The following is a 25,733-nucleotide window of genomic DNA, read 5'->3' as shown; positions in this document are numbered from 1 at the left end:
CCTATGGCGGACGATGGGCCCCTGCGCATCATTCATTGCTTTCGGTCGCCCATCGGCGGGATCTTCCGGCATGTGCGCGATCTTGCGGAGTTCCACGCCAAGGCCGGCCACGATGTCGGTATCGTCTGCGACAGTCTCACAGGCGGCTCGTTCGAGGACGAACTGTTCGATGAGATTCGCCCCTATCTTTCGCTGGGCCTGGTCCGCCTGCCGATCAGCCGGGCCGTCAGCCTGCGCGACATCGGGGCGTTCCGGCAGAGCTATCGTGAAATCAAAAGTTTGCGGCCGGATGTGTTGCATGGGCACGGCGCCAAAGGCGGCGCCATTGCCCGGCTTATCGGCTCAGCCCTGCGGGTCAACAGGTATTGCGTAGCCCGCCTCTATTCGCCGCATGGCGGCAGCCTGCACTATGACCGAAGCACCGTCCCGGGCCTTTCGATCCTGACGGCAGAACGGTTGCTGGAAAAGCTCGGCGATTCGCTGGTCTTCGTCTGCGATTTCGAGCGTGTCGCCTATACCGCCAAGGTCGGCAGGCCGAGCGTGCGCGCCGAGCGCATCTATAACGGCATTCACGACCGCGACTTCGAGATCGTGCATCCGCGCGAGGATTCCGTCGATTTCCTCTATATCGGCATGTTACGCGATCTGAAGGGGCCGGACGTTTTCGTCGACGCCTTCGCCCGCACCGAGCGCCTGGTCGGCCGCCCGCTCTCCGCACTGATGATCGGCGACGGGCCGGACAGGGAAAAATACCAGAACATGATGCTGCGCTGGGGACTTGGACGGCGCATCGCCATGATGCCGGCCATGCGCGCCCGCGATGCCTTCGCGCTGACACGCAACGTCGTGGTGCCCTCGCGCGCCGAAGCCATGCCCTATATCGTGCTCGAGGCGCTTGCCGCCCAAAAGCCCGTCATCGCAAGCCGTGTTGGCGGCATTCCGGAAGTGCTCGGCTCAGAGAGCATAGCGCTCTGCCAGCCCGGCGACGCCGATTCACTCGCCGCCGTGATGGCGCAGGCGATCAACGATCCCGACTGGCGAAGCAAGGTCATGCCGGAGCCTGAGACTTTCAAGAGGACTTTCTCGGCTTCCGTAATGTCCGCCTCGCTTCTCGATCTCTACCGCGACATTCTCGCGGGGCAGTCTGGCGGAAAACGGTACGCCTCCTGAGCAGTCGGGCCGACGCCACGTAAACGTTTCTTAGGGGCTTCGTGCTATCTCCGGTACATAGCTCCCACAGGTGCGTGCCATGAACCATGTCGACAAACCCGACTCCTTCGACCCCGAAGAACTGAGGCGGAAAGTTTCCGAAATTCGGACCATCGCGACCAGCGGCAGCGCATCGGATTACGATGGCGGCAAGACGGTCGAGTTGAATCCGCTCGCCCAGAAAATCGCGCTGCAGTTCCGCGCCGACACCTATTCGCCAAGCATGATCATCGGCCTGCTGCGCCTGCTCGAATTCGGCGCACTCCTCGCTGTCGGCTATGCCATTCATCTTCTTTATGTCAGCGCCGGGAGCCATGGCGTCACGATCTTCTACCTGTCGGTGATGTTCGGCGGCTCGGCCGTCGGCGTGTTCCTGCTGCAACTGGCCGACGCCTACCAGGTGCCGGCGCTGCGCTCGCCCTGGCGTATGACACCGCGTATTCTCGCCGCCTGGGCCGCCGCCTTCGGCGCGATGGCGCTGGTCGTCTTTTTCTTCAAATCGGGCGAGGAATATTCCCGCGTCTGGTTTGCCTCGTGGTTCGCCGCCGGCGCCGTCTATCTGCTCATCGAGCGCCAGATCATCGCCTATTCGATCCGCCGCTGGGCCAGAAACGGCACCATGGAGCGCCGCGCTGTGATCGTCGGCGGCGGCGAGCCGGCCAAGGAACTCATCCGCACGCTTGAGCACCAGCCGGAAAACGACATCCGCATCTGCGGCATCTTCGACGATCGCGACGAACGCCGCTCGCCCTCCATCATCGCCGGCTATCCCAAGCTCGGCAATGTCGCCGAACTCGTCGAATTCGCCCGTCTCGCGCGCATCGACATGCTGATCATCTCGCTGCCGCTCTCGGCCGAGGCGCGCATCCTGCAACTCCTCAAGAAGCTCTGGGTCCTGCCCGTCGATATCCGCCTTGCCGCCCACGCCAAGGGCCTGCGCTTCCGTCCGCGCAGCTATTCGCAGGTCGGCAGCCTGCCGATGCTCGACATCTTCGACAAGCCGATCGCCGACTGGGACAATGTCGCCAAGCGCATCTTCGACATCTTCTTCTCGGTCGTGGCGCTTCTCCTGCTCTGGCCGGTCTTCCTGGGCGCGGCACTGGCCGTAAAACTCTCGTCGCCCGGCCCCATCCTCTTCAAGCAGAAGCGCCACGGCTTTAACAACGAGATCATCGAAGTCTACAAGTTCCGCTCGATGTACACGCATCTCTCCGACCCGACGGCCCGCGCCGCGGTGACGAAGGGCGACCCCCGCGTGACCCCGGTCGGCCGCTTCATCCGCAAATCCTCGATTGACGAGCTACCGCAGATCTTCAACGTGCTGAAGGGCGAGCTTTCCCTCGTCGGCCCGCGCCCGCATGCCATTCAGGCGCAGTCGCACGACCGCAAATATGTCGATGTCGTCGAGGGCTACTTCGCCCGCCACCGCGTCAAGCCCGGCGTCACCGGCTGGGCGCAGATCAACGGCTGGCGCGGCGAAATCGACCATGACGACAAGATCCGCTTCCGCACGGAATTCGACCTCTACTACATTGAGAACTGGTCGCTCTGGCTGGATCTGAAAATCCTGGTGTTGACGCCCTTCCGCCTGCTCAACACGGAAAATGCCTATTGAGCGACGCGGCCCTCCCCTATGCCCCCCCCTTTCGGCCGCAGACTGCGGCCGTCGGCATTGTGGGTTCGATGCTGGTCACGGTGGGCGTGTTCCTCTCGGGCTTCGTCATCAGCGAACCCGCGCCCTATGAAGTCTTCATGGCGGGCCTCATCGGCCTCTGGGCGATCGTCGGCTTGCGCATCTCGCGCTACATTGCGCCGCTCGTCGTGCTCATCCTGTTGTTCAATGTCGGCGGCATGCTGTCGCTGACGGTGCTGGACGATCTTTCGATCGGACCGATGTACATCGCCGTCTCGCTGTTCCTGGCGCTTTCCAGCATCTTCTTCGCCTCCATCGTCGAGGCCAAGCATGAGCGACTGGAGCTTATCTTCCGCGCTTGGGTGGCGAGCGCCATCATCACGTCACTGCTGGGCATCCTCGGCTATTTCCATGCCTTTCCCGGCAGCGAGGCGTTCACGCTCTACGATCGTGCCAAGGGCGCCTTCCAGGATCCGAACGTCTTCGGGCCCTTCCTCGTCGCCCCCTCGCTCTATCTCGTGCACGGCCTGCTCGCCGGCCGCATCCTCGGCGCGCCGTTGAAGATCATCGGCCTGCTCATCCTCGCACTCGGCCTGTTTCTCTCGTTTTCCCGCGCAGCCTGGGGGCTCTACCTCTTCTCGGTGGTCGCTCTTGTCTTCATCATGCTCCTGAAGGAGCGCACCGGCGCCTTCCGCCTGAAGATCCTGGTCTTGAGCCTTTCGGCCGCCGGCATGATGATCCTCGCGCTGATTGTCGCCCTGCAATTTGACAAGGTCTCCGATCTGTTCTCTAGCCGCACCCAGCTCGTCCAGGAATATGACGGCGGTCATCTCGGCCGCTTCGACCGCCACCGCATCGGCTTCCTGATGGCCATGGAAAAGCCGCTCGGCATCGGCCCCATGACGTTCAGCAAAATCTTTCCGGAAGACGAGCACAATATATGGCTGAAGTCGCTGACCACCTACGGCTGGCTCGGTTTCGCCTGCTATTTCACCCTGATCATCTCGAGCCTTTGGGCCGGGTTCAAACTGCTTCTGCGCAACCGGCCCTGGCAACCCTACCTGATGATCGCCTTTATCACCGTGGTCGGGCACACGGCCATCGGCTTCGTCATCGACACGGACCACTGGCGCCACGCCTATCTGCAGATCGGCGTGCTCTGGGGGTGCATCGCGCTCGAAAAACGTCACAACAGAAAGACCGGATCGGGCTGATCGCATCATGACGACCTCTAAGGACAGGACCCTGCGGCCCATGCGTCTTATGCAGGTGCTGGAGCCGAGCGGTGGCGGCTCCGGCCGGCATTTCATCGACCTTTGCCGCGGCATGCAAGCGCGCGGCCATGTCGTGCACGCCGTCTATTCGCCTCTGCGTGCCGAGGAACGATTCGTCGAGGAATTGCTGTCGCTCGATCTCGCCGGCGTGCATTCAGTCGCCATGGCGCGATCGCCCGGACCGTCCGATCTCGCCGCGTGGCGCGCGCTGCGCGCCGTTATGCGCCGCGCCGGTCCGCTCGACATCATCCATGGCCATTCCTCCAAGGCCGGCGCGCTGTCGCGCCTGCGCCTGCCGGGCCGGCACGTCGCGCGTGTCTATACGCCACACGCCTTCCGCACCATGGATCCCAGCCTAGGCAATCTCGGCCGCAAGGTCTACGGCTCGATCGAGAAGCTGCTGGCCCGCGCTTTCACCGACCGCCTCATCTGCGTCTCAGCCGATGAATACGCTCACGCCCGTGCGCTGGGCATGCCGCGCGAAAAACTGTCGATCGTCGTCAACGGCGTGAAGACGCCACCGGCAGACCTGCGCGACGCCGTGCGCGCCGCCCTTGCCATTCCCGCGAACGCCCTGCTCTTTGGTTTCGTCGGCCGCCTCTGCCATCAGAAGGCTCCCGAACGCCTCATCGCCGCCTTCCAGCATTTCGCCGCCCGCGTACCGAATGCGCATCTCCTGATGGTAGGGACGGGTGAAATGGAAGACGCCGTCCGTCGCCAGATCGCAGCGAGCGGCTATGCCGAGCGCATCTGCCTCACCGCGCGCTTCACGGGGCCGCAGGCCATGGCCGCCATCGACGTGCTGGCCATGCCGAGCCGCTACGAAGCAATGTCCTACGTGATGCTGGAAGCCGCCGCCGCCGGCAAGCCGATGGTCCTCACCGATGTCGGCGGCGCCTCCATGGTGCTGAAGGACGGCGAAAATGGCGTGCTCGTGGAAAACCAGGACGATCCCGAACGCTTCGCAGCCGCAATGTTGCGCCTTGCCGATCCAGACCGCCTCGCACGCCATACCGAGGCCGCGCTCATTCGAAGCCACGGCTACGGTCTGGACCGCATGATCGGCGAAACAGAAGCGCTCTACCGCGGACTGATCGCCTGAGGCCGAACACAATTATCCACATTTGCCACCAAGCCGATTTTTTGGGCTTGCATCGAAAGGACCGAGACTATAGGGGTTTCGTCGGTCCGGAATGTAGCGCAGCCCGGTAGCGCACTTGACTGGGGGTCAAGGGGTCGTGGGTTCGAATCCCGCCATTCCGACCATTTTCCTTCCTAAATCCTCCCCACAATCGCAGTTCTCTAATGGAACTTTGCGGCGGTTTGCGCGTTTCTCGGCCGGCTATTCGCACCGGGTGGCTTTCAAGGCTTGAGGAGATTGAAATGGAAGACGCAAGCGTAGGCTGGATTGCAGCGATCATCATCGGCGGTATCGCCGGCTGGCTCGCCGAAATGTTCATGAAGAGCAATATGGGCGTGCTGATGAACATCGTTCTCGGCATTGTCGGCGCGGCCGTGGCAAACCTCCTGCTCAGCCTGATCGGTGTGTCGCTCGGCGGCTGGATCGGTTACCTGATCGCAGGCTTTATCGGAGCCTGTATCCTGATTGCCATTGCGCGCGCCATAAGGCGCTGACACCACTCGCGTCACGATCTATATCAAAAAAAACGAGCCCGGCCCCGTATGTACGAGGCCGGGCCGTTAGCCGACTGGAGGATCAGGCTAACTTAGAACGAGCGCTGGAAGCGGACGATACCGCCCCATGCGCTGCCATCGGCGTCGCGGTCGCGATAGACCACTTCCGGCGTAACGACGAAGCCCGGAACGACCGTGAAGGCGACGTTGGCATTGGCAACGAAGGTTTCGCTGTCGTCGTAAGCGAGTTGTGCGTTGAGCTTGACACGGTCGGTCAGGCCGACCGATGCACCACCCCAGACAGCCCAATCGCCATCCCAGGTCGCATAGTCGTTTCGGAAGTCGCCATTGGTGTTCCAACCGGCCATAACGAAGGCCGAGAAGCTGCCGAAGTCACCATCGAGACGAGCCTTGATCGCGCCTTCTTCAAGGCTCGAGTCATAACCGCCAAGGACGCGGGCCTTGAAGGATTCACCAGCGTAGCCGACGCCGCCAACGATGTTCGGGACGTAGTCGTTACCGGCATCAGCAAAATCTTCAAGCGAGAGAACGGCGGTGATGCCGTTGTCGGACTTGTAGTTGTACTGGATGACATTGGTGTCGTCGGTACCGAAATCGATCAGGTCGTCGATGAGAACGGAGCCGGCGTAATCGGTGAAAGTGATGAACGCGGAATCGGTCTTACCCACGCGGAAGCCGGCGAGGTCGATATAGGCGTGCTTAACTTCAACCGTGTTGTTGCCCTGACGCCAGTTGAAGCGAAGTTCGCTGTAGGTTTTCAGCGCGCCGTATTCGGTGTCTGAAGCCGTCGAGAGGCGCAGATCGAAGCGCGAACGCGTGTCCCATTCGTCGCCGAGCGAACCGTTTGCCTCATTGGCATTGAGGCCGAGAAGTTCGCCGCCGCGGACGTCCATGCGAACGTAGCCGCCGATCTTGAGGCAGGTTTCCGTGCCCGGGATATAGAAGTAACCCGTGCCGAACGCATCGCAGACGCGAACATATTCCATCGGCTCGGGCTCGGCAGCGACGATAGCGTCTGCGGCGTGAGCGCCCGAAACCGTAACGAGGGCAGCGGCGGAGCCGATGAGAAAGCCCTTGATGTTCATTTTTACTCTCCGTTTGATCATGGAGCCGGACCCCTCTCCGCAAGACGATATGCCTCGCGGATGCCCCGGCCACCGGGCAGGCGGAAGTGCAATCCCGCAGCCGGCTGGCGGGAAATTACCCAGACGAAAAATGGCCTCAATCGCCAAAGCGAATTGTGACTGAAGTGTGACGACGGGGATGATCGGAGCGTTGCCCGAAAGACACGCATTTCGCGCATGCGACAGTTTCATGACGATCTTTTGTGAATTTTATGAAGTTATTTCAATACTATAACGGCGCCGAATACATCCTGTGATGGAGTATTTCGTGACAGATTCAGGCAAACGCGAAGCTACCAGGGCGTACAACCACTCGACTCGCATCGACTCATCTGTTTGATCGTCATCAGTGCATGGCAGGTTGACGGCAATACGAAGTGTGCCGGGAGCCACTCGCGGCATGACAAAGGGGAGCGGTGAATCATTCGAGTTTTCGCGTCACCAGGGGAAATCAACGTCGAAGGCAGATCCTCCCGCCCTCCCGTCAGCAACGCTGCTGTTGCTCGCGAGCCTGGGGCGCTCCAAGCGCATCACGTGCAATGTTGTTCAATCGGCCCGTCAGTCGCCTCTCACGGGAGGCAACCATGCGCGGCCGCAGGATCATAGGTCTAATGAATCTATCGATCAGCGCACCTGGTCGAGCAAGCGCTTGCATTCGAGAAGATCGTAGAGCGCCTCCTGCAATAGGGCGCGGTCTTCCTTGCCCACGCTGGTCTTGCCGAGCGAGATTTCCGGCGCATCGTCACCGCCGCCGACGAAGGAGAAGAAACGGCGGCTGCTCGGGGCCTTGGCGCGGCCGACGATCTGGTCCTCGTCGCTGCCGGCCTTGGGCGGCGTCGGTTCCTCGTGGCTTGCCGCCGCCAGCGCCTCGACAGTCGCCAGATCGCCGCTGGCGATCGCCGCGACGAACTTGTTGCCGTTGAGCTTCAAGAGCTTCTGCACGCCCTTGATCGTGTAGCCATGATCATAGAGCAGATGACGGATGCCCTTTAGGAGATCCACGTCTTCGGGACGATAATACCGTCGTCCGCCGCCACGCTTCATCGGCTTGATCTGCGTGAAGCGCGTCTCCCAGAAGCGCAGCACGTGCTGCGGCAGGTCGAGATCGTCGGCGACCTCGCTGATGGTGCGGAAAGCGTCCGGACTCTTGTCCATTGTGTCCTCGATGAAAGCTAGCAACGCCTTTCTAGCAGAAACGGCGCCGAGTCGCTTTCATTTCAGCGGGTTGCCAGACGATATTCAAGTTTCAAATTGCCTGACGGGCATGAACCGAAGCAAAAAACACCGAATCCCACTCGCGCGCGGTGGCGAGCACCACGTCCCTCGCGACTAGTTGCCGTCGTCCAGCGTTACAATGACGGAGGAAAATCGCCGATTCGTCGCTCAGGACGCTGGAGACGCCGGTTTCTGCTTGGCCTTGCGCGCAAGGTGCTGCTTCAGCACCCGCTGCTTCAGCACGTTCGAAGCCTTGAAGGTCATGACGCGGCGCGGCGAGATCGGCACCTCCTCGCCCGTCTTCGGATTGCGGCCGATGCGCTCGTTCTTGTCGCGCACCTGAAAGGTCGCGAAGGAAGAAAGCTTGACACTCTCGCCCCGGACGATGGCATTGCAGATCTCGTCGATCACGGTTTCGACAAGCTCCGCCGATTCAGTTCTGGAAAGGCCGACCTTACGGAAAACCGATTCGGCCAAATCTGCGCGTGTCACCGTCTTGCCGCTCATCGTCCCTCACCGATTTCCCATTGAAAGCGCATGCTTAGTGGCAGGAGAGTATTGTCCTTGCCCCCTTCGGTCAAGCGGTGCGACGGCAACACCCTCGCCTACCAGCGAAGCAGCACCGCGCCCCAGGTAAAGCCGCCGCCCATGGCTTCCAGGAGCACGATATCTCCTTCCTTGATTCGCCCGTCGCTTGCCGCAGCAGCCAGCGCCAGGGGAATCGATGCGGCCGACGTGTTGCCGTGCTGGTCTACGGTCACGACGACCTTTTCCAGGGGAATGCCAAGTTTCTTGGCCGAGCCGTCGATAATGCGCTTGTTAGCCTGATGCGGCACCAGCCAATCGATATCGTCGGCCGTGAGGCCAGTCGCATCGAAGGAGGAGTAAACCACGTCGGTGATCATGCCCACGGCATGTTTGAAGACCTCGCGGCCTTCCATGCGCAGGTGGCCGACCGTGCCTGTCGTGGACGGGCCGCCATCGACGAAGAGCTTGTCGCGGTGCGCACCGTCGGAGCGCAGTTGCGTCGTCAGCACGCCACGGTCCGTATTGGTCCCCGTGCCCTCCCGCGCTTCGAGAACGATGGCGCCGGCGCCGTCGCCGAACAGCACGCAGGTCGTGCGATCCGTCCAGTCGAGGATGCGCGAGAAGGTTTCCGTACCGATGACCAGCACGCGCTTGGCGAGGCCGCCGCGGATATAGGCATCCGCCGTGGTCACGGCATAGACGAAGCCGGAACAGACCGCTTGGAGATCGAAGGCGAAGCCGTGATGCATGCCCAGGCGGTTCTGGATGTTGACCGCGGTGGCCGGAAAAGTATTGTCCGGCGTCGAGGTCGCGACGATGATCAGGTCGATGTCGGCAGCCGTCAGGCCGGCCTTGTCCAAGGCGGCGCGTGCCGCACCTTCGCCGAGCGAGGCGGTCGTTTCACCCTCGCCTGCGATGTAGCGCTGCTGGATGCCGGTGCGCTGCACGATCCATTCATCGGACGTGTCGACCATGCTTTCCAGTTCGGCATTGGTGAGCACCCGCTTCGGAAGCGCTGTTCCGAAACCGCGGACCACTGAACGGATCATTCTATACCTCGTCGCTCATGCCCTGGGCAGCGCCTTCAACAGGGCGGCCGGCATGATACTTCTGCAAATCATTTTCGATCTTCTGCTTCAGGCCGTTGCGTGCCATGTCGTAGCCGACATCGACGGCGGCCGCAAAACCCTCGGCATCCGTGCCGCCATGGCTCTTAATGACGATGCCGTTGAGGCCGAGGAAGACACCGCCATTGACCTTGCGCGGATCCATCTTCTCGCGCACCCGATCGAAGGCGCTCTTGGCCAGGATGTAGCCGAGCTTGGCGAGCCAGGTGCGCGACATCGCGGCACGCAGATATTCCGCGATCTGCCGCGCCGTGCCTTCCGCCGCCTTGAGCGCGATGTTGCCGGCAAAACCTTCCGTCACCACCACGTCCACTGTACCGCGACCGATATCGTCGCCTTCCACGAAGCCATAATAGTCGATCGTGTCGAAATTGGCCTCGCGGATCAGCTGACCGGCAGCCTTCACCTCTTCCTGGCCCTTGATCTCCTCCACGCCGACATTGAGCAGGCCAAGCGTCGGCTTGTCGATCTCAAACAGCGCGCGCGCCATGGCGCCGCCCATCAACGCGAAGTCGAACAGCTGGTTGGCATCGGCGCCGATCGTCGCGCCGATGTCGAGCACGATGCTCTCGCCCTTCAACGTCGGCCAGATGCCGGCGATCGCCGGGCGCTCGATATTGGCCATCATGCGCAGGCAGAACTTCGACATGGCCATCAGCGCGCCGGTATTGCCGGCGGAAACCGCGACGTCGGCCTGGTCCTTGGCGACCGCATCGACAGCCTGCCACATGGAGGATTTCCCACGGCCGCGACGCAAGGCCTGGCTCGGCTTCTCGTCCATCGCGACGGCGACGTCGCAGTGATGGAAGGTGCTCGCGGCCTTCAGCTTCGGATGCTGCGCCAGGAGGGGTTCGCACTCGGCGGCATTGCCGAAAAGGACGAAGCGGATTTCGGGATGGCGCTCAAGGGCCTTGGCTGCGCCAGGGATAGCGACCTTCGGACCGAAATCGCCTCCCATGACGTCGACGGAAATTCTGACCACGCGTGTCTTGCCTTGCTTTTCGTTTTCCAGCGGCGGAGAAGCCACCGCAGCGGAATTGCGCCAAAATACCGCTTTTCGCGGGGTGCACAACTGAATTATCAGGCGCTCATGGAGCCGTTCAGTCTTTTTTCCAGTCCTTCAGAACGGCAAAAGGCGACGGTTTTTTGTCATCCTTGTCGCTGCTTTCGATATGGCCGGAAAAGGCGATATCAGGCTTGCGCGGATAGGGTTCGATGGCAAGCGCCGCATATTCGGCCGCCACCGCACCGGCGTCGATCGTGTCGCCGGTGAAGATTTCCGGCGCGTCCGGCCCGTTCGGATCGAGCAGCATTTCACCGGTCTCGATGGAAACCGGCATGCGCGCAAGCTTCGATCCTTCCGGCACGAAGACAGCTTCGACCGGCTCGTCGATATGAGCCTCGACGGGATCGAGCGTCACTACGCAGGCCTGCACGATATCTGCCGCGACGCGGCCCTTGAGGCGCACGCCGTCCCGCTTCCAGCGCTGCACGGTGAAGGTCGCGGCAAGCGCCTTCACCTCGAGTACTGACCAGAGTTCTGCCAGACCGGCCCGCTCCTTGTCATTCGCGCTCAACGTCACCTCGACAGGGTTCGCCGAGATGTGGCCGACCTTGACCAGGTAGGAGAACGGCGGTTCGTCGTCTTTCTTCATGGTATCGCCTTCCGGCCGCCCTCAGGCGGCGTGTTCGTTGCGGCCGGGCTCGAGAACCGCGAGCACGCCCGTCTTGATGTCATCGTCGCTGACCGCGGCCATCGCCGTTTCGGCCGCGAAGAGATAGTCCGCAAGCCCCGCCATGACAGGCGCGCCCTCGCCTGCTTCCGGGTAGATGTTGCGCCGGAGCGCTGCCGCAAGCCCCTCACGGTTGCCGCTATCGAGCGCCGCCGCATAGGATTCCAGCCGGCCATAAAACATGCCGGCGAATTTCTTCATGCGCTTGGGCACGCCGACATCACCGACGCCGAGCTCGCGAATCGAATGATCGACATCCTCAAAGAAGGCATCGACGATCTCCTGGGCGATTTCCTGGCCCGATGTGCCGCCCGTGCGGGTGCGACGGAAGTAGAGGATCAGCATCGCCGACAGCATCTCAAAACGGCCCATCACGGTGTCGGGAACGTCAAGCGCTTCATAGAGATAGGGATGGCGCGCGGCCGTCGTCAGTGTCGCATACTGCTTTTCGACGATGCGCCGGTTGCCGTTTTTTTTGCCGAACAGGCCGAAAATCATCATAAAGCCTAGTTTTGCCCGATTCAAACCATGGTGCCCATGCAAGTCATGTTGCATGAGGCTTGAAGCTGGTTTACCGAAGCAGGCATGAATTGCAATGGCTGCGCGGCCATCATAGTCCCTGGGATGTTGTGAAGAGAGATGCTGTGAAGATGAAGCTGTTGCGTAACGCCGCCATTGCCGCCACCCTCTCCGTGTCCGTTCTCGCAGGCTGCCAGGGCACCGGCGAAGTCCTGAACCAGGGCTATATCGTGGACGAGCAGACGCTGGCGCTGGCACCGGTCGGCTCCTCGCGCGAACAGGTTCTCCTGTCGCTCGGCTCGCCGTCCTCGACCGCCACCTTCGACAACGAAGTCTTCTACTACGTCTCGCAGAAGCGCACCCGCCCGGTCGCCTTCATGAAGCCGAAGCTCGTCGAGCAAAGCATTCTCGCCGTTTATTTCAACAAGGACGGCAATGTGGAACGCCTGGCGCACTACACGCTGCAGGACGGCAAGGTCTTCGACATGATCTCGCGCGTCACGCCGACGGGCGGCGCCGAACTCACCTTCCTCGGCCAGCTCTTGAAGGGCGGCGCAAACCCGGCCAGCATGGTGCAGAACGCGCTCGGCGCGCAGAAATAAGCACCAGCTCCTTCCATACGGAATCAAAAAGCCGCGGGAATCGCTCCCCGCGGCTTTCTTTTGAGCGCCGTGCCGGTCAGGCGAGAACGGCGAGCAGCAGCAAGGCCACGATATTGGTGATCTTGATCGCCGGGTTGACGGCGGGGCCGGCCGTGTCCTTGTACGGGTCGCCGACGGTGTCGCCGGTGACGGAGGCCTTGTGGGCTTCCGAACCCTTCAGGTGACGCGTGCCGTCCTTGTCGACGAAACCGTCTTCGAAGCTCTTCTTGGCATTGTCCCAGGCGCCGCCGCCCGAGGTCATGGAGATCGCGACGAACAGGCCGTTGACGATGACGCCGAGAAGCGAAGCACCGAGTGCCGCAAAGGCCGAGGCCTTCGAGCCTGATATCAGCAGCACGCCGAAATAGACGACGAGCGGCGCCAAGACCGGCAGAAGCGACGGCACGACCATTTCCCGGATCGCCGCCTTGGTCAGGAGATCGACCGCGCGGCCGTAATCCGGACGTTCCGTGCCGGCCATGATGCCCGGCTTTTCGCGGAACTGCCGGCGCACTTCCTCGACGATCGACCCCGCCGCACGGCCGACGGCCGTCATGGCGATACCGCCGAAGAGGTAGGGAATGAGACCGCCAAAGATCAGGCCAGCCACCACATAGGGGTTGGAGAGATCGAAGGAGATCGAGCCGACGTCGGCGAAGTAGGGATACTTGTCGCCATTGGCGGCGAAGTAAGCGAGGTCGTTCGAATAGGCGGCGAAGAGCACCAGCGCGCCAAGACCCGCCGAACCGATCGCATAACCCTTGGTGACGGCCTTGGTCGTGTTGCCTACGGCATCGAGCGCGTCGGTGGACTTGCGCACTTCCGGCGGCAGGTGAGACATTTCGGCGATGCCGCCGGCATTGTCCGTGACCGGACCGAACGCATCGAGCGCCACGATCATGCCGGCAATGCCGAGCATGCCCGTCACCGCGATGCCGGTGCCGAACAGGCCAGCGAGCTGGTAGGTGGCGATGATGCCGCCGACGATGACGATCGCCGGCAGAGCCGTCGATTCCAGCGAAACGGCGAGGCCCTGGATGACGTTGGTGCCGTGGCCGGTCACCGAGGCCTGGGCGATGGAGTTCACCGGGCGCTTGTTGGTGCCGGTGTAGTATTCGGTGATCACCACGATGAGCGCAGTCACCACGAGGCCGAGAAGACCGCAGATGAAGAGGTTCGTACCGGTGATCTCCTTGCCGGCGACGGTGCCGATGGTGCCCCAGCCCACCGTCAGCGAGGTCGCGGCGCCGAGGCCGAGAACCGACAGCACGCCGGTGACGATGAGGCCCTTGTAGAGGGCACCCATGATCGAGCCGTTCGAGCCGAGCTTGACGAAAAACGAGCCGATGATCGAGGTGATGATGCAGGCGCCGCAGATAGCCAGCGGATAGATCATGGCCGAAGCCAGGACCGGCGCGCCGGCAAAAAAGATGGCGGCGAGGACCATGGTGGCGACGACGGTCACCGCATAGGTCTCGAAGAGGTCGGCCGCCATGCCGGCGCAGTCGCCGACATTGTCGCCAACGTTGTCGGCGATGGTTGCCGGGTTGCGCGGGTCGTCTTCGGGAATGCCGGCTTCCACCTTGCCGACGAGGTCGCCGCCGACGTCCGCACCCTTGGTGAAGATGCCGCCGCCCAGACGGGCGAAGATGGAGATGAGCGAAGCGCCGAAGCCGAGCGCGACAAGCGCATCGATGACCTCGCGGGAGGCCGGCTCCTGGCCGAGAACGCCGGTGAGTACCCAGTAATAGATGGATACGCCGAGAAGAGCGAGACCGGCCACCAGCATGCCAGTGATCGCACCCGACTTGAAGGCGATATCGAGGCCGGAGGACAGGCTGACGGACGCGGCCTGCGCCGTGCGCACATTGGCGCGGACGGACACATGCATGCCGATAAACCCGGCAACGCCAGACAGGACGGCGCCGATAAGGAACCCGATGGCAGCCGTAGCAGAAAGAAGCAGCCAGGTGCCGACGAACACGACAACACCGACGATCGCAATGGTCTTGTACTGCCGGGTGAGATAGGCCTGCGCCCCTTCCCGGATATAACCTGCAATTTCCTGCATGCGGGCATTCCCCTGGTCGGCGGCAAGCACCGACTGTGTCGCCCAGATGGCATAGACCACCGAAAGCAACCCGCATGCGATAACGCCAAACAATATGGTCATTTCGCTCTGTCCTCCTAGGAAGCCACGGGGTCCTCTCCCCGCAGCCGATATGCGCCCGCTCCTGCTTGCCTCCTCACAAGACAGGGGCCGGCGCGCGGCCAGAGTGCGTTTGCGAATCGGTTGCGTCAAGTCGCCGCACTGCGGCAACCGCTTCTAGAAAACGGATTTTTTGGCGGTGACCGACCTGAACCGATTAGACGGCGGCGCGGCGATTGCGCAAAAGCAAAAGCAGCACGAGACCAAGGCTGATGCCGGTGATCGGCCAGAACAGCAGGTTGATCGTCTGCCAGCCATAGGCGTTGAACACCTTGCCTGAGGAGAACGACGCAAGCGCCACCGCGCCGAACAGGATGATGTCGTGGAAGCCTTGCACCTTGTCGGCCTCGTGCGGCCGGTAGCTGGAGGCGACGATGGCGGTGGAGCCGATGAAGCCGAAGTTCCAGCCGACGCCCAGTAGGATCAGCGCGCCCCAGAAATTCCAGAGCGCGATGCCGGCATGGGCAACGGTCGCGCAGCTCATCAGGATAACGAGACCGGCGGCCACGACCTTCTCCGCGCCGAAACGCTGGATCAGCATGCCCGTGAAGAAGCTCGGCGCGAACATGGCGAGCACGTGCCACTGGATGCCGAGTGTCGCCATTTCCGGCGAGAAGCCGCAGCCGATGACCATGGCAAGCGGCGCGCCGGTCATCATGAAGGTCATCAGCGCATAGGTGGAGATGCCGCAGATCATGCCGGTGAGGAAGCGCTGCGTCAGCACGATCTCGCCGAGCGGCCGCGCCGCCTGCCCGCTCGCGACACCCGCCGCCTTGTGGTCGGGCAGGCGCAGGAAGAGGAAAAGCACGATGCCGGACAGGCAGAGCGGTGCGAGCGCCACGAAGGCGCCGGCAAACAGCACCGGCTCGAACAGGTCTTTGGTGAGGATCACCACCTGCGGGCCGAGGATGGCGGAAATGACGCCGCCGGCCAGAATCCAGGAAATGGCGCGCGGCTTGTAGAAGGAGGGCGACGCATCGGCAGCCGCAAAGCGGATTTTCTGCGTGAAGCCGCCGGAAATGCCGATCAGGACGAAGCCAGCGGCAAACAGCCAGAAATCGCTGCGGAAGAGCGCAATGGCCGCGAGAATACCGCCAGCAGCGCCGATCAGGGCGCCGACGACGAAGCCATAGGCCCGGCCGAGCATGCGGGCGGCGATCGCCACGAAGACGGCGCCGAGCGCCACGCCGATATTGAACCCGGTCAGCGGGGCCGTCGCCAGCGATTTGTCCTCGCCGAGCAGATTATAGCCGGCGAGCCCGCCGATGGAAAAGGCGATCGGCCCGGCCGAGGCAAGCAGCGCCTGTGCAAACATCAACAGGAAGACATTGCGGCGTGCGGCCGAAAGCTCCCGTTCAAGACCTTCGACCGACCCCATGCTCATGCTGCCTACCGTTATTTGCGTGTCTCTGGCCGCAGCTGCTTGGCGATGCGGTCCAGCACCGCATTCACCAGTTTGGGCTCTTCATCCTCGAAGAACGCCTTGGCAATCTCGACAAATTCCGTGACGATCACCGCGATCGGCACGTCCTTGCGTTCCTTCAGCTCGAAGGTGCCGGCGCGCAGGATGGCGCGCACCGTGGAATCGAGGCGCGACAGCGCCCAGTCGTCCTGAAGGGCGGTGCCGATCAGCGGGTCGAGCATGCGCTGGTCGCGCACGACGCCCGAGACGATCGAGCGGAACCACGAGGCGTCTGCCTTGAGATAGGTATCGCCGTCGACTTCCTGGCCGAGCCGGTGCGTCTCGTATTCGGCGACGACTTCGAGCACGCCCGAACCGCCGATATCCATCTGGTAGAGCGCCTGCACGGCGGCAAGACGCGCCGCGCCGCGCTGGTTGGCCGGCTTCACCGGCTGCTGGTCCTTGTCCGTGCTCACTGTTCGCCGCCCAGTTTCTTCTTCAGGTCGATCATCGTCAGGGCCGCGCGGGCGGCAAAGCCACCCTTGTCGCCTTCCGAGCGGCGGGCGCGGGCCCAGGCCTGTTCGTCGTTCTCGACGGTCAGGATGCCGTTGCCGATCGGCAGGCTTTCGCTGACGGCGAGATCCATGAGCGCCCGGCTCGATTCATTGGCGACGATGTCGAAATGATAGGTCTCGCCACGGATGACCATGCCGAGTGCGACGAAACCGTCATACAGCTTGCCGCCATTGTCCATGCCATCGAGCGCCATGGCGATGGCGGCGGGGATTTCGAGCGCGCCCATGACGGTCACGATGTCATAGGTGGCACCGGCGGCATCGAGCGCGCCCTTGGCGCCGTCGAGCATCGCATCGGCCATGTCGTCGTAGAAGCGCGCCTCGACGATGAGGAGATGGGGATTATCGGTGTTGGCCATGAATCACCTGAAAATTGGAGGCAGGCTACGCAAATGCGGGCGGAAGCGGGGTCAAACCACGACCGGCGGGGCTTGGCAAGAGTTTTCCGCCGGATGCGGCCATTTGAGCCCTTCCCGCCGCGTGCCGTGCGGTACGCGGCATTGACATCCCGGAACGAAATGGGAACGATGCGCCGTTGTCAAGAGGAAGACAGGAATGAGCACCCAAACATCGCCCATCGTCACGCTTGCCAAATTGAAGCTGGAGCACTGGACGCAGGGCAGTCTCTATGAAAGCACTGACACGGCCTTCGGCAAGGCACTCGGCCTGAAGAATCTTGGGATCGGCTACAGCGAGGTGCCGCCGGGCAAGTCCAGCTGTCCGTTCCACAACCACCATGTCGAGGACGAGCTTTTCGTTATCCTGGAAGGCCACGGTACCTATCGTTTCGGCGAGGAGCGGCACCTGTTCGGCCCCGGCGACGTGCTTGGCGCGCCGGCCGGCGGGCCGGAAACGGCGCACCAGATCATCAATACCGGCACCGTGCCGCTGAAATATCTCGCCATCTCCACGATGGCAGCAACCGAGATCTGCGAATATCCGGATTCTGGAAAGTTCCTGGCAAAGACCCGCCCGACCACCGGCGGTCCGACGACTTTCAGCAGCATGCGCCGGCATGGCGAAGAGATCGATTACTGGGAGGGCGAGCCCGGCGCGTGAGCGTCAGGCCGCGAGCGAGACGCGGTTGCGGCCGGCCCGTTTTGCCGTGTAGAGCGCCTTGTCGGCACTGCTGAGCAGGCTATCGAAGCTTACACCGTCCTCCCGTCCGAAGGCGATGCCCGCGCTGACGGTGCAGGTAATGCTGCGCCGACCGACAGGGATGAACTTTGCTGCTAAATCCATGCGGATACGTTCGGCGATGCGCTGGGCGCGATCCGGAACCGTGCGGTCCAGCACGACGATGAATTCCTCGCCGCCGAGGCGGGCGATGCACGCCGCATCGCCGCACACGTCGCGCAGGACATCGGCAAAAACCTTCAGCACCACGTCGCCAGCAGCATGGCCATGGCGGTCGTTGACGGATTTGAAATTGTCGAGATCGAAGGCGATGGCCGCCATATGTGGGGTCACGGCTTGCGCTTCATAACGATCAAAGAGCGCACGGCGGTTCAACAGGCCGGTCAGCGCATCCGTCATCGCGGCGCGATGGTGGTTGCCGGCAACGCGCCACTGGTTGAGGGCCAGCGACATGGCCCCGATGCCGCTGATGCCCATGATCGCCACGATAAGATTAAGGTTTTCCGCCCAATTGTCGGGCGCATGGCCCATCACCCATTTGCCGTCAAGGATGAGCACGCCGGCGCACAGCAGGAAAGACAGGGCCGTCAGGAGATAGAGGATCACGATACCGGTCAGCGGCAACGGCGCCTCCGCCCTGCCCCGCCAATATTCACAGGCGGTCGCGACGACGCAAGCCGTGATCAGCAGGTTGAGAGCGATGAAGGCAAGGCCGTCATAACCGCTGACAAGCCACGGCAGGGACATCGCCGCACAGGCGAAAAATACGCCAGCGATGCGCCGCCGCCCACTTTCACCCGTACGAAAGCGATAGGCCGCGCCGTAGATGAAGGAAAAGCCGAGGAACTGCAGCAGGAAGGCCACGCAGCCGACGATCACGCTCGCGTGCTCGATATAGACGCTGTAGATCACCACGGCCGGCACGATGCAGCCTATACCGATGGACCAGGAGAGCAGGAAACGCTCGATCTTCGCCGAGAGCCAGGAGGCAAAAAGCGTTGCCGACAGGCAGAAGCCGGCAAGCCCGATGGCGAGCAACAATGTGTTGTAATCGGGTACCATCCCCGAGGCCTCCAGCAGTCCAATGCGCGGACACTAAAAGCCGAGAGGTATCGATATCGTTACCATGACGGTTGCAAACACCGCACCGCACCATTCCGATCTGGCACATAACGGGAAAGAGTCACGCGCCGGTCACGCCTTGGCGGAAAACTCCGCAAGCCGGGCCGCATATCGCGCCATGGTGTCCACTTCGAAATTGACGAAATCGCCGACCTTGCGCTCGCCCCATGTGGTGACTTCAAGCGTGTGGCGGATGAGCAGCACGTCGAATACAGCACCATCGACCGCATTGACCGTCAACGAGGTGCCGTCGAGCGCGACGGACCCCTTCGGCGCGACGAATCGCTCCAGCCCTTCGGGCGCGCGGATACGGAAGCGCGTTGCGTCGCCCTCGGCTTCGACGGAGAGGATTTCCGCCTTGCCGTCGACATGGCCGGAGACGATATGGCCGCCGAGTTCGTCGCCGATCTTCAGCGAGCGCTCGAGATTGATTTTCGTGCCGGCCTTCCAGCTGGCAATCGTCGTCAGGCGCAGCGCTTCTTCCCAGGCTTCCACCTCGAACCAGCGGGCATTGGTGCCCGCTTCCGGCAGAGCGGTAACGGTAAGGCAGGTGCCAGAATGGGCAATGGAGGCGCCCATGTCGATCGTCGCGGGGTCATAGTTCGTGCGCACGCGCAGCCGAACCCCCTCGTTCATGGGCTCGACCCTCTCGACCGTTCCAATATCCGTGACAATGCCTGTGAACATCACTCGTCTCTTTCGTATTCTTCAAGAATATCCGCGCCGTAGCGCGCCGTGTCGCGCAGCGAAAAGCCCGCAGGCATCTGCCCCGACACACATGGGGATGCGACCCCGTCCTTGCCAAGGGTGCCGGCACCCTTGAACAGCAGGATGCGATCGACAAGATCTGCTTCCAGGAAGGATTGCGCCGTGCGCGCACCGCCCTCGACCAGCAGCGAGGAAATGCCACGCGTGGCAAGCGCCGCCAGCAGCGCCTCAAGCCGGCGCGGATCGCAGATCAGCACCTCGACACCCAGCGTTTCCAGAGCATCCTGGCGAGCGGCAAAAGCGGGATCGTCCTTGTCGTCCTTCGCCGCCACCACGATGACGGGCACCAACAACGCCGTTCGCGCAAGCTTCGACGTCGGCGGCAATTCCAGACGCGGATCGAGCACGATGCGCACGGGGGACCGGGTTTCGAGCCCCGGCAGGCGGCAGGTGAGTTCGGGATCGTCGGACAGCGCCGTGCCGATGCCGACGAGGATCGCATCGGTTTCGGCGCGCAGCACATGCACCTGGCCGCGCGAGATAGGACCTGTAATCGCCACCTGGCCCGTGCCCAGCCGGCCGAGCATGCCATCGGCGGAAACGGCAAGTTTCAGAGTCACATAAGGGTGCTTCTTCGTCTGCCGAGTCAGGTACGCGGCAAGCGCGGCCTTGCCTTCGCTCTCCAACAGGCCGGTCTCCACGACGATGCCGGCATCGCGCAACATGGAGAGCCCCCTGCCCGCGACGCGCTCGTCCGGATCGGTCACGGCGACGACCACGCGTGCCACGCCGGAGGCGATCAGCGCATCGGCGCACGGCGGCGTCTTGCCATGGTGAGAGCAGGGTTCGAGCGTGACATAGGCGGTCGCACCACGCGCGGCATCACCGGCCATGGCCAGCGCCTGCGTCTCCGCATGCGGCCGCCCGCCCGGCGCCGTGACGGCGGAACCGACGATCACACCGTCCTTGACGATGAGGCAGGCAACGGAGGGATTGGTGGAGGTCAGGCCGAGATTGCGGCGGCAGAGGCGAATTGCCGCTGCCATGAAGCGTTCGTCGCTGGACACGACGCCCGACATCTAGCCGTCAGCGCCCGGGTCGCGGGCGATCTTGGCGGCGACTTCCGAAAGAATCTTTTCGAAATCGTCGACATGGGAGAAATCGCGATACACCGACGCATAGCGCACGAAGGCCACGTCATCGAGCGCCTTCAAGGCTTCCAGAACCTGGAGGCCGATCTCTTCGGAAGAGATTTCCGTCTCGCCGGAGCTTTCCAGCCGGCGGACGATGCCCGAGACCGCGCGTTCGATGCGGTCCCGGTCAACGGGCCGCTTGCGAAGCGCGATCTCGAAGGATTTGAGCAGCTTGTCGCGGTCGAAGGGGGCCTTGCGGCCTGTCTTCTTTGCAACCATCAGCTCGCGCAGCTGCACCCGCTCGAAGGTGGTGAACCGCCCCCCGCAATCCGGGCAGATGCGCCGGCGGCGAATGGCGGCCCCGTCCTCTGCGGGACGGGAGTCCTTCACCTGCGTATCTTCCGAACCGCAATAGGGGCAGCGCATCAGTCTTCCTTACATATAGGAGTACATCGGGAAGCGGTCCGTCAGCTTGACGACCTTTTCCCGGACGGCGGCTTCAACGCCGGCGTTGCCCTCGTCGGAATTGGCGACCTTCAGGCCGTCGAGAACCTCGACGATGAGGTTGCCGATTTCCTGGAACTCGGCTTCCTTGAAGCCACGGGTCGTACCGGCCGGCGTGCCGAGGCGGACGCCCGAGGTGACGAAGGGCTTTTCGGGGTCGAACGGGATGCCGTTCTTGTTGCAGGTGACGTAGGCGCGGCCAAGGGCTGCTTCCGCACGCTTGCCGGTCGCGTTCTTCTTGCGAAGGTCGACGAGCATCAGGTGGTTGTCGGTGCCGCCCGAAACGATGTCGAGGCCGCCGGCCTTCAGCGTCTCGGCGAGCGCCTTGGCGTTCTTGACGATCTGCGCGGCATATTCCTTGAACTCCGGCTGCAATGCTTCACCGAAGGCCACGGCCTTGGCGGCGATGATGTGCATCAGCGGACCGCCCTGGAGACCCGGGAAGACGGCCGAGTTGATCTTCTTGGCGATCTCCTCGTCGTTGGTCAGCACGACGCCGCCGCGCGGGCCGCGGAGCGACTTATGCGTCGTGGTCGTAGCGACGTGGCAATGCGGGAAGGGCGACGGATGCTGGCCACCGGCAACGAGGCCGGCAATGTGGGCCATGTCGACCATGAGATAGGCGCCGACTTCATCGGCGATCTCGCGGAAACGCTTCCAGTCCCAGATGCGGGAGTAAGCGGTGCCGCCGGCGATGATGAGCTTCGGCTTGTTCTTGCGGGCCTTCTCGGCGACGTCGTCCATGTCGAGCAGATGGTCGCCTTCACGCACGCCGTAGGACACGACGTTGAACCACTTGCCGGACATGTTGACCGGCGATCCGTGCGTCAGGTGGCCGCCCGAATTGAGGTCGAGGCCCATGAAGGTGTCGCCCGGCTGGAGCAGCGCGAGGAAGACGGCCTGGTTCATCTGCGAGCCGGAATTCGGCTGGACGTTGGCGAAGTTGACGCCGAACAGCTTCTTGGCGCGCTCGATGGCGAGTTCTTCGGCGATATCGACGAACTGGCAGCCGCCGTAGTAGCGCTTGCCCGGATAGCCCTCGGCATACTTGTTCGTCATGATCGAGCCCTGGGCTTCGAGCACGGCGCGCGAAACGATGTTTTCGGACGCGATCAGCTCGATTTCATGGCGCTGGCGACCGAGTTCCTTCTGGATCGAGCCGAAAATATCCGGGTCGGTGTCGGCAAGGGAACGCGTGAAGAAAACTTCGGTGGCGGAAGACTGGCTCATCCTCGAGGCTCCTTAAGGGTGGGTGGCACGGTGTTTATCGTCCTCGCATGGCAAGGGCAATATCCGCTCCACGGTTTGCGCCATTTCCGCGCGTGTTATGCGATAAAAACGACAAGGTACCTGGGGCCGAAAAACAAAGGCCCCGCATTCCCTGGGGAATGCGGGGCCTGTGAAAAAGTCAGACAAATCGCCTTATTGCGGCAGAAGGTCCTCGTCCGGCGAGCCGGCCGGCTTTTCCGTGCCGATGCCGCTTTGAAGCGCCAGTTCGGTCGCGCCATCCATCTGGTAGATATCGTCGCGGAACTGCACGACGCGGTCGCGTGCCGACCAGGCCGAGATATAGACGAAATAGACCGGAACCTCGACGGCGAGCTTGATCGGCGTATTGACGCGCGTGTTGATGACCTGCTCGATCTGCTGGCGCGACCAGCCGGGCGTATCGCGCAGCAGCCAGGTCGTGAGATCGCGCACATTCTGCACGCGCACGCAGCCGGACGATTCGAAACGCATCAGCTTGTTGAAAAGGCCCTGCTGGGGCGTGTCGTGCATGTATTCGTTGTTCGGGTTGTGGAAGTTGATCTTCGTCGAAGACATGGCGTTGATCTTGCCCGGGTCCTGGCGGAACATCAGGTTCGGCGCCTTTTCGGCGTTCCAGTCGACCGTTTCCGGGGCCACTTCCTGGCCCTTGCCGTCGATCAGGCGGATGTTGTTGCGCGCCAGATAGGTCGGATCCTTGCGCATCAGCGGCACGATGTCCTTTTCGACGATCGAGCGCGGCGCGGTCCAGTAGGGGTTGAGGGTGACGTCGTAGATCTTGGAATTCAGGATATGCGTCGGGCGACTCAGGCGGCCGACCACGGCGACATGGCGCGACACGACGCGACCGTTCTCCACCGCCTCGATATAGGCGGCCGGAATGTTCACCATGACGTAGCGCTGGCCAAGATCGCCCGACATGGTCTGCAGACGCACCATATTGGTGTTCAACTGGGCAAGACGTGTCGTGGCAGGCACGTTCATCGCCTTAAGCGTATATTCGCCGAGCACGCCGTCCTGCGGCAGGCCATGACGGGCCTGGAAGCGCTTGACCGCGCCGTCGACGTAGGAATCGAAGGAATTGGACACACCGGCGGAGCGCGACAGGTCGCCCGAAATGGTCAGGCGCTGACGCAACGCCTGCACGGCGGGATCGACCACGCCGAGTTCCAGCTTCACGCTGGAACTGACCTGCGGCCAGCCGCCGCTCGACACGATCTGCTGGTAGTCGGAAATAGCCTGCTGGATGTTCGGGATCGCACCGGCACCAAGGATCGGATTGTTGGACTGCACGCCGGCGGAGGAGCGCGATGCCTGGGCGTCGAACTGATCATCCCAGTTGCCGCGGCGAGGAGCATTGAGGACATCGTCCAGGGCCGTCTGGGCCAGCACGGGGCCGGCAACGGCGGCAGCGCCGAAAGTTGCAGCGGAGCGCAGAAATGCGCGGCGCGAGAACACATCAATTCCGGTTTTGCGAGACATCTATCCTACCATCTCCTGAAGACGCCGTTCAAAGCGGCGGGTGCGCCTGGACACATGACCCAAGGTCATTACCCGATGCAGCTATCATGAACAGGGTTAACAAACGCAAACCGGCCCTGCCGCCCGCGCATACCTTAAGCCCAGCGTCCGGGTGTCATAGCAATATGGCCAATTCGTGTCTCGGGCCTTTCGCACGGCGGGAAGCCTCTGGAAACACACGAAGATGTGAGGTCTAGCCCGCTGATCGTGAACGGCAAAAGCCGGACGCGCAGGGAACGCGGCCGGCTTTTATGGAGGAGGTCGAAACGATTCTTGGAATTACAGGCGGTAGAGGATCGAGTCGTTCCAGAAGCGATCGAGGCGCTGGAGCAGCTTGTTCATCTGGTTGAACTCGCCTTCGCCGATGCCGCCGACCTTCTGGATCGAGCCGATATGGCGCTCGTAGAGCTTGGCGACGGTCTCGGCGATCTCCTGGCCCTCTTCCGTCAGGCTGATGCGGACCGAGCGACGGTCGATGCGCGAGCGCTGGTGGTTGATGAAACCGAGATCGACCAGCTTCTTGACGTTGTAGGAGACGTTCGAGCCGAGATAGTAACCACGCGAGCGCAGCTCGCCGGCGGTCAGTTCGGAATTGCCGATGTTGAAGAGGAGCAGCGCCTGGACGGCGTTGACATCGGAGCGACCGGCGCGGTCGAACTCGTCCTTGATCACGTCGAGCAGACGGCGGTGCAGACGCTCGACGAGGTGGAGGGATTCCAGATAGAGGTTGCGGATCGCATCTTCCTGCTGATCGACGACCGGGGCCTGCTGCGGCTTCATCTTGGTGTTCACTGTTACTGCCTCACTGTTTTGTTTGGCGGTGTGGTTTGTTTTCCCGCCTTGAGTGAGAACCTAACGAATGCATCTAAAATTCTACTTAAACCGCAGGCTTAACAGCGCCTTACCGGAAGGCGACCCTGTCTCAGGGTGAATCAGTTCTTACCGAACGGGCCTGCCTGCGGCGCTCGATGAAGAGCGCGATGCGGAAAAGAACGAAGAGAACGGCGATCGCGACATGCAGGAGAACCAGCATCCGGTCGATACCGAAAATCGAGGGATAGACCTCGTGCATGGCCACTTCCGTCGCCGCCGCAACCAGCCAGATGACTGGCCCCCAGGAGACGAGAAGCCACAGCCCCACAGCCGCCACGGGAAAGAGCACGGCCAGCGCCGTATAGGCCGCCTTCCAGGCCGGCGGCAGCAAATCGAAACGGCCCTGGCCACTAAAGGAGAAACCGGTCAGCATCGCCCAGTACTGCAACGCAAACCACAGCGCGCCGACCGCCGCGAGCCGCAGGAACAGCGTGAACAGCGTTTCGATCAAGCTTGGCCTCGGGCCCTTGGCAGAATCAGCAACCATGCGCGGACAGTAAGGGCAAGACGGGCCGGCATAAAGGCCGCAGGCGAGATCATGCACGGCCATATGCCGCAGGCACCCTTACCGCTCGCGATTTGATTGGCGGATCGAGCGTGATATGAGGCGCAAATCGGATCGCG

26 protein-coding genes and 1 tRNA gene are annotated in these 25,733 nt (G+C 62.5%); 8 read left to right on the top strand and 19 right to left on the bottom strand.

Annotated features, from left to right (window positions below):
* Window positions 1-3 precede the first annotated feature (3 nt).
* From D0Y60_RS10700 to D0Y60_RS10675, 6 genes are all read left to right on the top strand, one after another.
* A complete protein-coding gene (locus D0Y60_RS10700; protein ID WP_117369583.1) occupies window positions 4-1,170 on the top strand; it encodes a glycosyltransferase family 4 protein in 1,167 nt (388 codons plus the stop codon).
* A gap of 79 nt (window positions 1,171-1,249) precedes the next feature.
* Complete coding sequence (locus D0Y60_RS10695) at window positions 1,250-2,824, top strand: undecaprenyl-phosphate glucose phosphotransferase (RefSeq protein WP_117369581.1); 1,575 nt, start codon at window positions 1,250-1,252, stop codon at window positions 2,822-2,824.
* Window positions 2,821-4,056, top strand: coding sequence for an O-antigen ligase family protein (locus D0Y60_RS10690; protein WP_245409142.1), 1,236 nt, complete (start codon window positions 2,821-2,823; stop codon window positions 4,054-4,056). The genes D0Y60_RS10695 and D0Y60_RS10690 overlap by 4 nt, the downstream gene beginning before the upstream one ends.
* Before the next feature lie 40 nt (window positions 4,057-4,096).
* Entirely contained in the window at window positions 4,097-5,218 is a 1,122-nt protein-coding gene (locus tag D0Y60_RS10685) for a glycosyltransferase family 4 protein (RefSeq protein ID WP_117369579.1), read from the top strand.
* Window positions 5,219-5,305: 87 nt separating this feature from the next.
* A tRNA-Pro gene (locus D0Y60_RS10680) sits at window positions 5,306-5,382 on the top strand.
* A gap of 117 nt (window positions 5,383-5,499) precedes the next feature.
* Entirely contained in the window at window positions 5,500-5,751 is a 252-nt protein-coding gene (locus D0Y60_RS10675; protein WP_117369577.1) for a GlsB/YeaQ/YmgE family stress response membrane protein, read from the top strand.
* A 92-nt stretch (window positions 5,752-5,843) separates the two neighbouring features.
* On the opposite strand, the gene D0Y60_RS10670 is transcribed toward D0Y60_RS10675, so the two are convergent.
* The 7 genes from D0Y60_RS10670 to D0Y60_RS10640 form a co-directional block, all read right to left on the bottom strand.
* Window positions 5,844-6,857: a porin gene (locus D0Y60_RS10670; protein WP_117369574.1), complete on the bottom strand. Its 1,014-nt coding sequence runs from the start codon at window positions 6,855-6,857 to the stop codon at window positions 5,844-5,846.
* A gap of 663 nt (window positions 6,858-7,520) precedes the next feature.
* Window positions 7,521-8,051, bottom strand: coding sequence for a MerR family transcriptional regulator (locus tag D0Y60_RS10665; protein WP_117369572.1), 531 nt, complete (start codon window positions 8,049-8,051; stop codon window positions 7,521-7,523).
* 228 nt (window positions 8,052-8,279) lie between these two features.
* Window positions 8,280-8,618 carry an integration host factor subunit alpha gene (locus tag D0Y60_RS10660; RefSeq protein WP_117369570.1) on the bottom strand — a complete coding sequence of 113 codons (339 nt, stop codon included), beginning with the start codon at window positions 8,616-8,618 and terminating at the stop codon, window positions 8,280-8,282.
* A 98-nt stretch (window positions 8,619-8,716) separates the two neighbouring features.
* Window positions 8,717-9,688: a beta-ketoacyl-ACP synthase III gene (locus D0Y60_RS10655; protein WP_117369568.1), complete on the bottom strand. Its 972-nt coding sequence runs from the start codon at window positions 9,686-9,688 to the stop codon at window positions 8,717-8,719.
* Between the two features lies 1 nt (window position 9,689).
* Entirely contained in the window at window positions 9,690-10,748 is a 1,059-nt protein-coding gene (gene plsX / locus D0Y60_RS10650; RefSeq protein WP_117369757.1) for a phosphate acyltransferase PlsX, read from the bottom strand.
* Window positions 10,749-10,866: 118 nt separating this feature from the next.
* Window positions 10,867-11,421 carry a YceD family protein gene (locus D0Y60_RS10645; protein WP_117369566.1) on the bottom strand — a complete coding sequence of 185 codons (555 nt, stop codon included), beginning with the start codon at window positions 11,419-11,421 and terminating at the stop codon, window positions 10,867-10,869.
* Window positions 11,422-11,442: 21 nt separating this feature from the next.
* A complete protein-coding gene (locus D0Y60_RS10640; RefSeq protein WP_117369755.1) occupies window positions 11,443-11,997 on the bottom strand; it encodes a ubiquinol-cytochrome C chaperone family protein in 555 nt (184 codons plus the stop codon).
* A gap of 152 nt (window positions 11,998-12,149) precedes the next feature.
* Here D0Y60_RS10640 and D0Y60_RS10635 point away from each other — a divergent pair, with 152 nt between their 5' ends.
* Window positions 12,150-12,620, top strand: coding sequence for an outer membrane protein assembly factor BamE (locus tag D0Y60_RS10635; protein WP_117369564.1), 471 nt, complete (start codon window positions 12,150-12,152; stop codon window positions 12,618-12,620).
* 76 nt (window positions 12,621-12,696) lie between these two features.
* Here D0Y60_RS10635 and D0Y60_RS10630 read toward each other — a convergent pair whose 3' ends face one another.
* From D0Y60_RS10630 to ribH, 4 genes are all read right to left on the bottom strand, one after another.
* Window positions 12,697-14,832 carry a sodium-translocating pyrophosphatase gene (locus D0Y60_RS10630; protein WP_117369562.1) on the bottom strand — a complete coding sequence of 712 codons (2,136 nt, stop codon included), beginning with the start codon at window positions 14,830-14,832 and terminating at the stop codon, window positions 12,697-12,699.
* 193 nt (window positions 14,833-15,025) lie between these two features.
* A complete protein-coding gene (locus tag D0Y60_RS10625) occupies window positions 15,026-16,252 on the bottom strand; it encodes an MFS transporter (RefSeq protein WP_117369560.1) in 1,227 nt (408 codons plus the stop codon).
* Between the two features lie 11 nt (window positions 16,253-16,263).
* Window positions 16,264-16,746 carry a transcription antitermination factor NusB gene (nusB, locus tag D0Y60_RS10620; RefSeq protein WP_117369558.1) on the bottom strand — a complete coding sequence of 161 codons (483 nt, stop codon included), beginning with the start codon at window positions 16,744-16,746 and terminating at the stop codon, window positions 16,264-16,266.
* A complete protein-coding gene (ribH, locus tag D0Y60_RS10615) occupies window positions 16,743-17,204 on the bottom strand; it encodes a 6,7-dimethyl-8-ribityllumazine synthase (RefSeq protein ID WP_117369555.1) in 462 nt (153 codons plus the stop codon). Before ribH ends, nusB begins: the two co-directional genes overlap by 4 nt.
* Window positions 17,205-17,400: 196 nt before the next feature.
* Between ribH and D0Y60_RS10610 the strand changes: the two genes are divergently transcribed.
* A complete protein-coding gene (locus D0Y60_RS10610; RefSeq protein WP_117369553.1) occupies window positions 17,401-17,904 on the top strand; it encodes a cupin domain-containing protein in 504 nt (167 codons plus the stop codon).
* Window positions 17,905-17,907: 3 nt separating this feature from the next.
* On the opposite strand, the gene D0Y60_RS10605 is transcribed toward D0Y60_RS10610, so the two are convergent.
* The 8 genes from D0Y60_RS10605 to D0Y60_RS10570 form a co-directional block, all read right to left on the bottom strand.
* Window positions 17,908-19,044 (bottom strand): GGDEF domain-containing protein, encoded by a 1,137-nt coding sequence (locus D0Y60_RS10605; RefSeq protein ID WP_117369551.1) that lies wholly within the window; start codon window positions 19,042-19,044, stop codon window positions 17,908-17,910.
* A gap of 132 nt (window positions 19,045-19,176) precedes the next feature.
* Complete coding sequence (locus tag D0Y60_RS10600) at window positions 19,177-19,791, bottom strand: riboflavin synthase (protein WP_117369549.1); 615 nt, start codon at window positions 19,789-19,791, stop codon at window positions 19,177-19,179.
* Entirely contained in the window at window positions 19,791-20,891 is a 1,101-nt protein-coding gene (gene ribD / locus D0Y60_RS10595; RefSeq protein ID WP_117369547.1) for a bifunctional diaminohydroxyphosphoribosylaminopyrimidine deaminase/5-amino-6-(5-phosphoribosylamino)uracil reductase RibD, read from the bottom strand. Before ribD ends, D0Y60_RS10600 begins: the two co-directional genes overlap by 1 nt.
* The gene (nrdR, locus tag D0Y60_RS10590) at window positions 20,892-21,371 is read right to left on the bottom strand and encodes a transcriptional regulator NrdR (protein WP_117369545.1); all 480 of its coding nucleotides are present in this window, start codon (window positions 21,369-21,371) and stop codon (window positions 20,892-20,894) included.
* Window positions 21,372-21,380: 9 nt separating this feature from the next.
* Window positions 21,381-22,679, bottom strand: coding sequence for a serine hydroxymethyltransferase (gene glyA / locus D0Y60_RS10585; RefSeq protein ID WP_117369543.1), 1,299 nt, complete (start codon window positions 22,677-22,679; stop codon window positions 21,381-21,383).
* A 192-nt stretch (window positions 22,680-22,871) separates the two neighbouring features.
* A complete protein-coding gene (locus D0Y60_RS10580) occupies window positions 22,872-24,197 on the bottom strand; it encodes a L,D-transpeptidase family protein (protein ID WP_117369541.1) in 1,326 nt (441 codons plus the stop codon).
* A gap of 318 nt (window positions 24,198-24,515) precedes the next feature.
* Window positions 24,516-25,028 carry a MarR family winged helix-turn-helix transcriptional regulator gene (locus D0Y60_RS10575; protein WP_117369539.1) on the bottom strand — a complete coding sequence of 171 codons (513 nt, stop codon included), beginning with the start codon at window positions 25,026-25,028 and terminating at the stop codon, window positions 24,516-24,518.
* Between the two features lie 130 nt (window positions 25,029-25,158).
* Window positions 25,159-25,596 carry a DUF6163 family protein gene (locus D0Y60_RS10570; RefSeq protein ID WP_117369753.1) on the bottom strand — a complete coding sequence of 146 codons (438 nt, stop codon included), beginning with the start codon at window positions 25,594-25,596 and terminating at the stop codon, window positions 25,159-25,161.
* Between the last annotated feature and the right edge of the window lie 137 nt (window positions 25,597-25,733).

Origin of the sequence: Shinella sp. WSJ-2 (assembly GCF_003432075.1) — a bacterium.
Lineage (GTDB): Bacteria > Pseudomonadota > Alphaproteobacteria > Rhizobiales > Rhizobiaceae > Shinella.
Note: the sequence above shows the minus strand (reverse complement) of the source record. Positions and strands in the feature narration are given on the sequence as shown.

Excerpts from the sequence above, each read along its gene's own strand:
- D0Y60_RS10700 (WP_117369583.1), top strand. The coding sequence starts at position 4 with ATGGCGGACGATGGGCCCCTGCGCATCATTCATTGCTTTCGGTCGCCC.
- D0Y60_RS10695 (WP_117369581.1), top strand. The coding sequence starts at position 1,250 with ATGAACCATGTCGACAAACCCGACTCCTTCGACCCCGAAGAACTGAGG.
- D0Y60_RS10685 (WP_117369579.1), top strand. The coding sequence starts at position 4,097 with ATGCGTCTTATGCAGGTGCTGGAGCCGAGCGGTGGCGGCTCCGGCCGG.
- D0Y60_RS10675 (WP_117369577.1), top strand. The coding sequence starts at position 5,500 with ATGGAAGACGCAAGCGTAGGCTGGATTGCAGCGATCATCATCGGCGGT.
- D0Y60_RS10670 (WP_117369574.1), bottom strand. The coding sequence starts at position 6,857 with ATGAACATCAAGGGCTTTCTCATCGGCTCCGCCGCTGCCCTCGTTACG.
- D0Y60_RS10665 (WP_117369572.1), bottom strand. The coding sequence starts at position 8,051 with ATGGACAAGAGTCCGGACGCTTTCCGCACCATCAGCGAGGTCGCCGAC.
- D0Y60_RS10660 (WP_117369570.1), bottom strand. The coding sequence starts at position 8,618 with ATGAGCGGCAAGACGGTGACACGCGCAGATTTGGCCGAATCGGTTTTC.
- D0Y60_RS10655 (WP_117369568.1), bottom strand. The coding sequence starts at position 9,688 with ATGATCCGTTCAGTGGTCCGCGGTTTCGGAACAGCGCTTCCGAAGCGG.
- D0Y60_RS10645 (WP_117369566.1), bottom strand. The coding sequence starts at position 11,421 with ATGAAGAAAGACGACGAACCGCCGTTCTCCTACCTGGTCAAGGTCGGC.
- D0Y60_RS10640 (WP_117369755.1), bottom strand. The coding sequence starts at position 11,997 with ATGATTTTCGGCCTGTTCGGCAAAAAAAACGGCAACCGGCGCATCGTC.
- D0Y60_RS10635 (WP_117369564.1), top strand. The coding sequence starts at position 12,150 with ATGAAGCTGTTGCGTAACGCCGCCATTGCCGCCACCCTCTCCGTGTCC.
- D0Y60_RS10630 (WP_117369562.1), bottom strand. The coding sequence starts at position 14,832 with ATGACCATATTGTTTGGCGTTATCGCATGCGGGTTGCTTTCGGTGGTC.
- D0Y60_RS10625 (WP_117369560.1), bottom strand. The coding sequence starts at position 16,252 with ATGAGCATGGGGTCGGTCGAAGGTCTTGAACGGGAGCTTTCGGCCGCA.
- ribH (WP_117369555.1), bottom strand. The coding sequence starts at position 17,204 with ATGGCCAACACCGATAATCCCCATCTCCTCATCGTCGAGGCGCGCTTC.
- D0Y60_RS10610 (WP_117369553.1), top strand. The coding sequence starts at position 17,401 with ATGAGCACCCAAACATCGCCCATCGTCACGCTTGCCAAATTGAAGCTG.
- D0Y60_RS10605 (WP_117369551.1), bottom strand. The coding sequence starts at position 19,044 with ATGGTACCCGATTACAACACATTGTTGCTCGCCATCGGGCTTGCCGGC.
- D0Y60_RS10600 (WP_117369549.1), bottom strand. The coding sequence starts at position 19,791 with ATGTTCACAGGCATTGTCACGGATATTGGAACGGTCGAGAGGGTCGAG.
- ribD (WP_117369547.1), bottom strand. The coding sequence starts at position 20,891 with ATGTCGGGCGTCGTGTCCAGCGACGAACGCTTCATGGCAGCGGCAATT.
- nrdR (WP_117369545.1), bottom strand. The coding sequence starts at position 21,371 with ATGCGCTGCCCCTATTGCGGTTCGGAAGATACGCAGGTGAAGGACTCC.
- glyA (WP_117369543.1), bottom strand. The coding sequence starts at position 22,679 with ATGAGCCAGTCTTCCGCCACCGAAGTTTTCTTCACGCGTTCCCTTGCC.
- D0Y60_RS10580 (WP_117369541.1), bottom strand. The coding sequence starts at position 24,197 with ATGTCTCGCAAAACCGGAATTGATGTGTTCTCGCGCCGCGCATTTCTG.
- D0Y60_RS10570 (WP_117369753.1), bottom strand. The coding sequence starts at position 25,596 with ATGGTTGCTGATTCTGCCAAGGGCCCGAGGCCAAGCTTGATCGAAACG.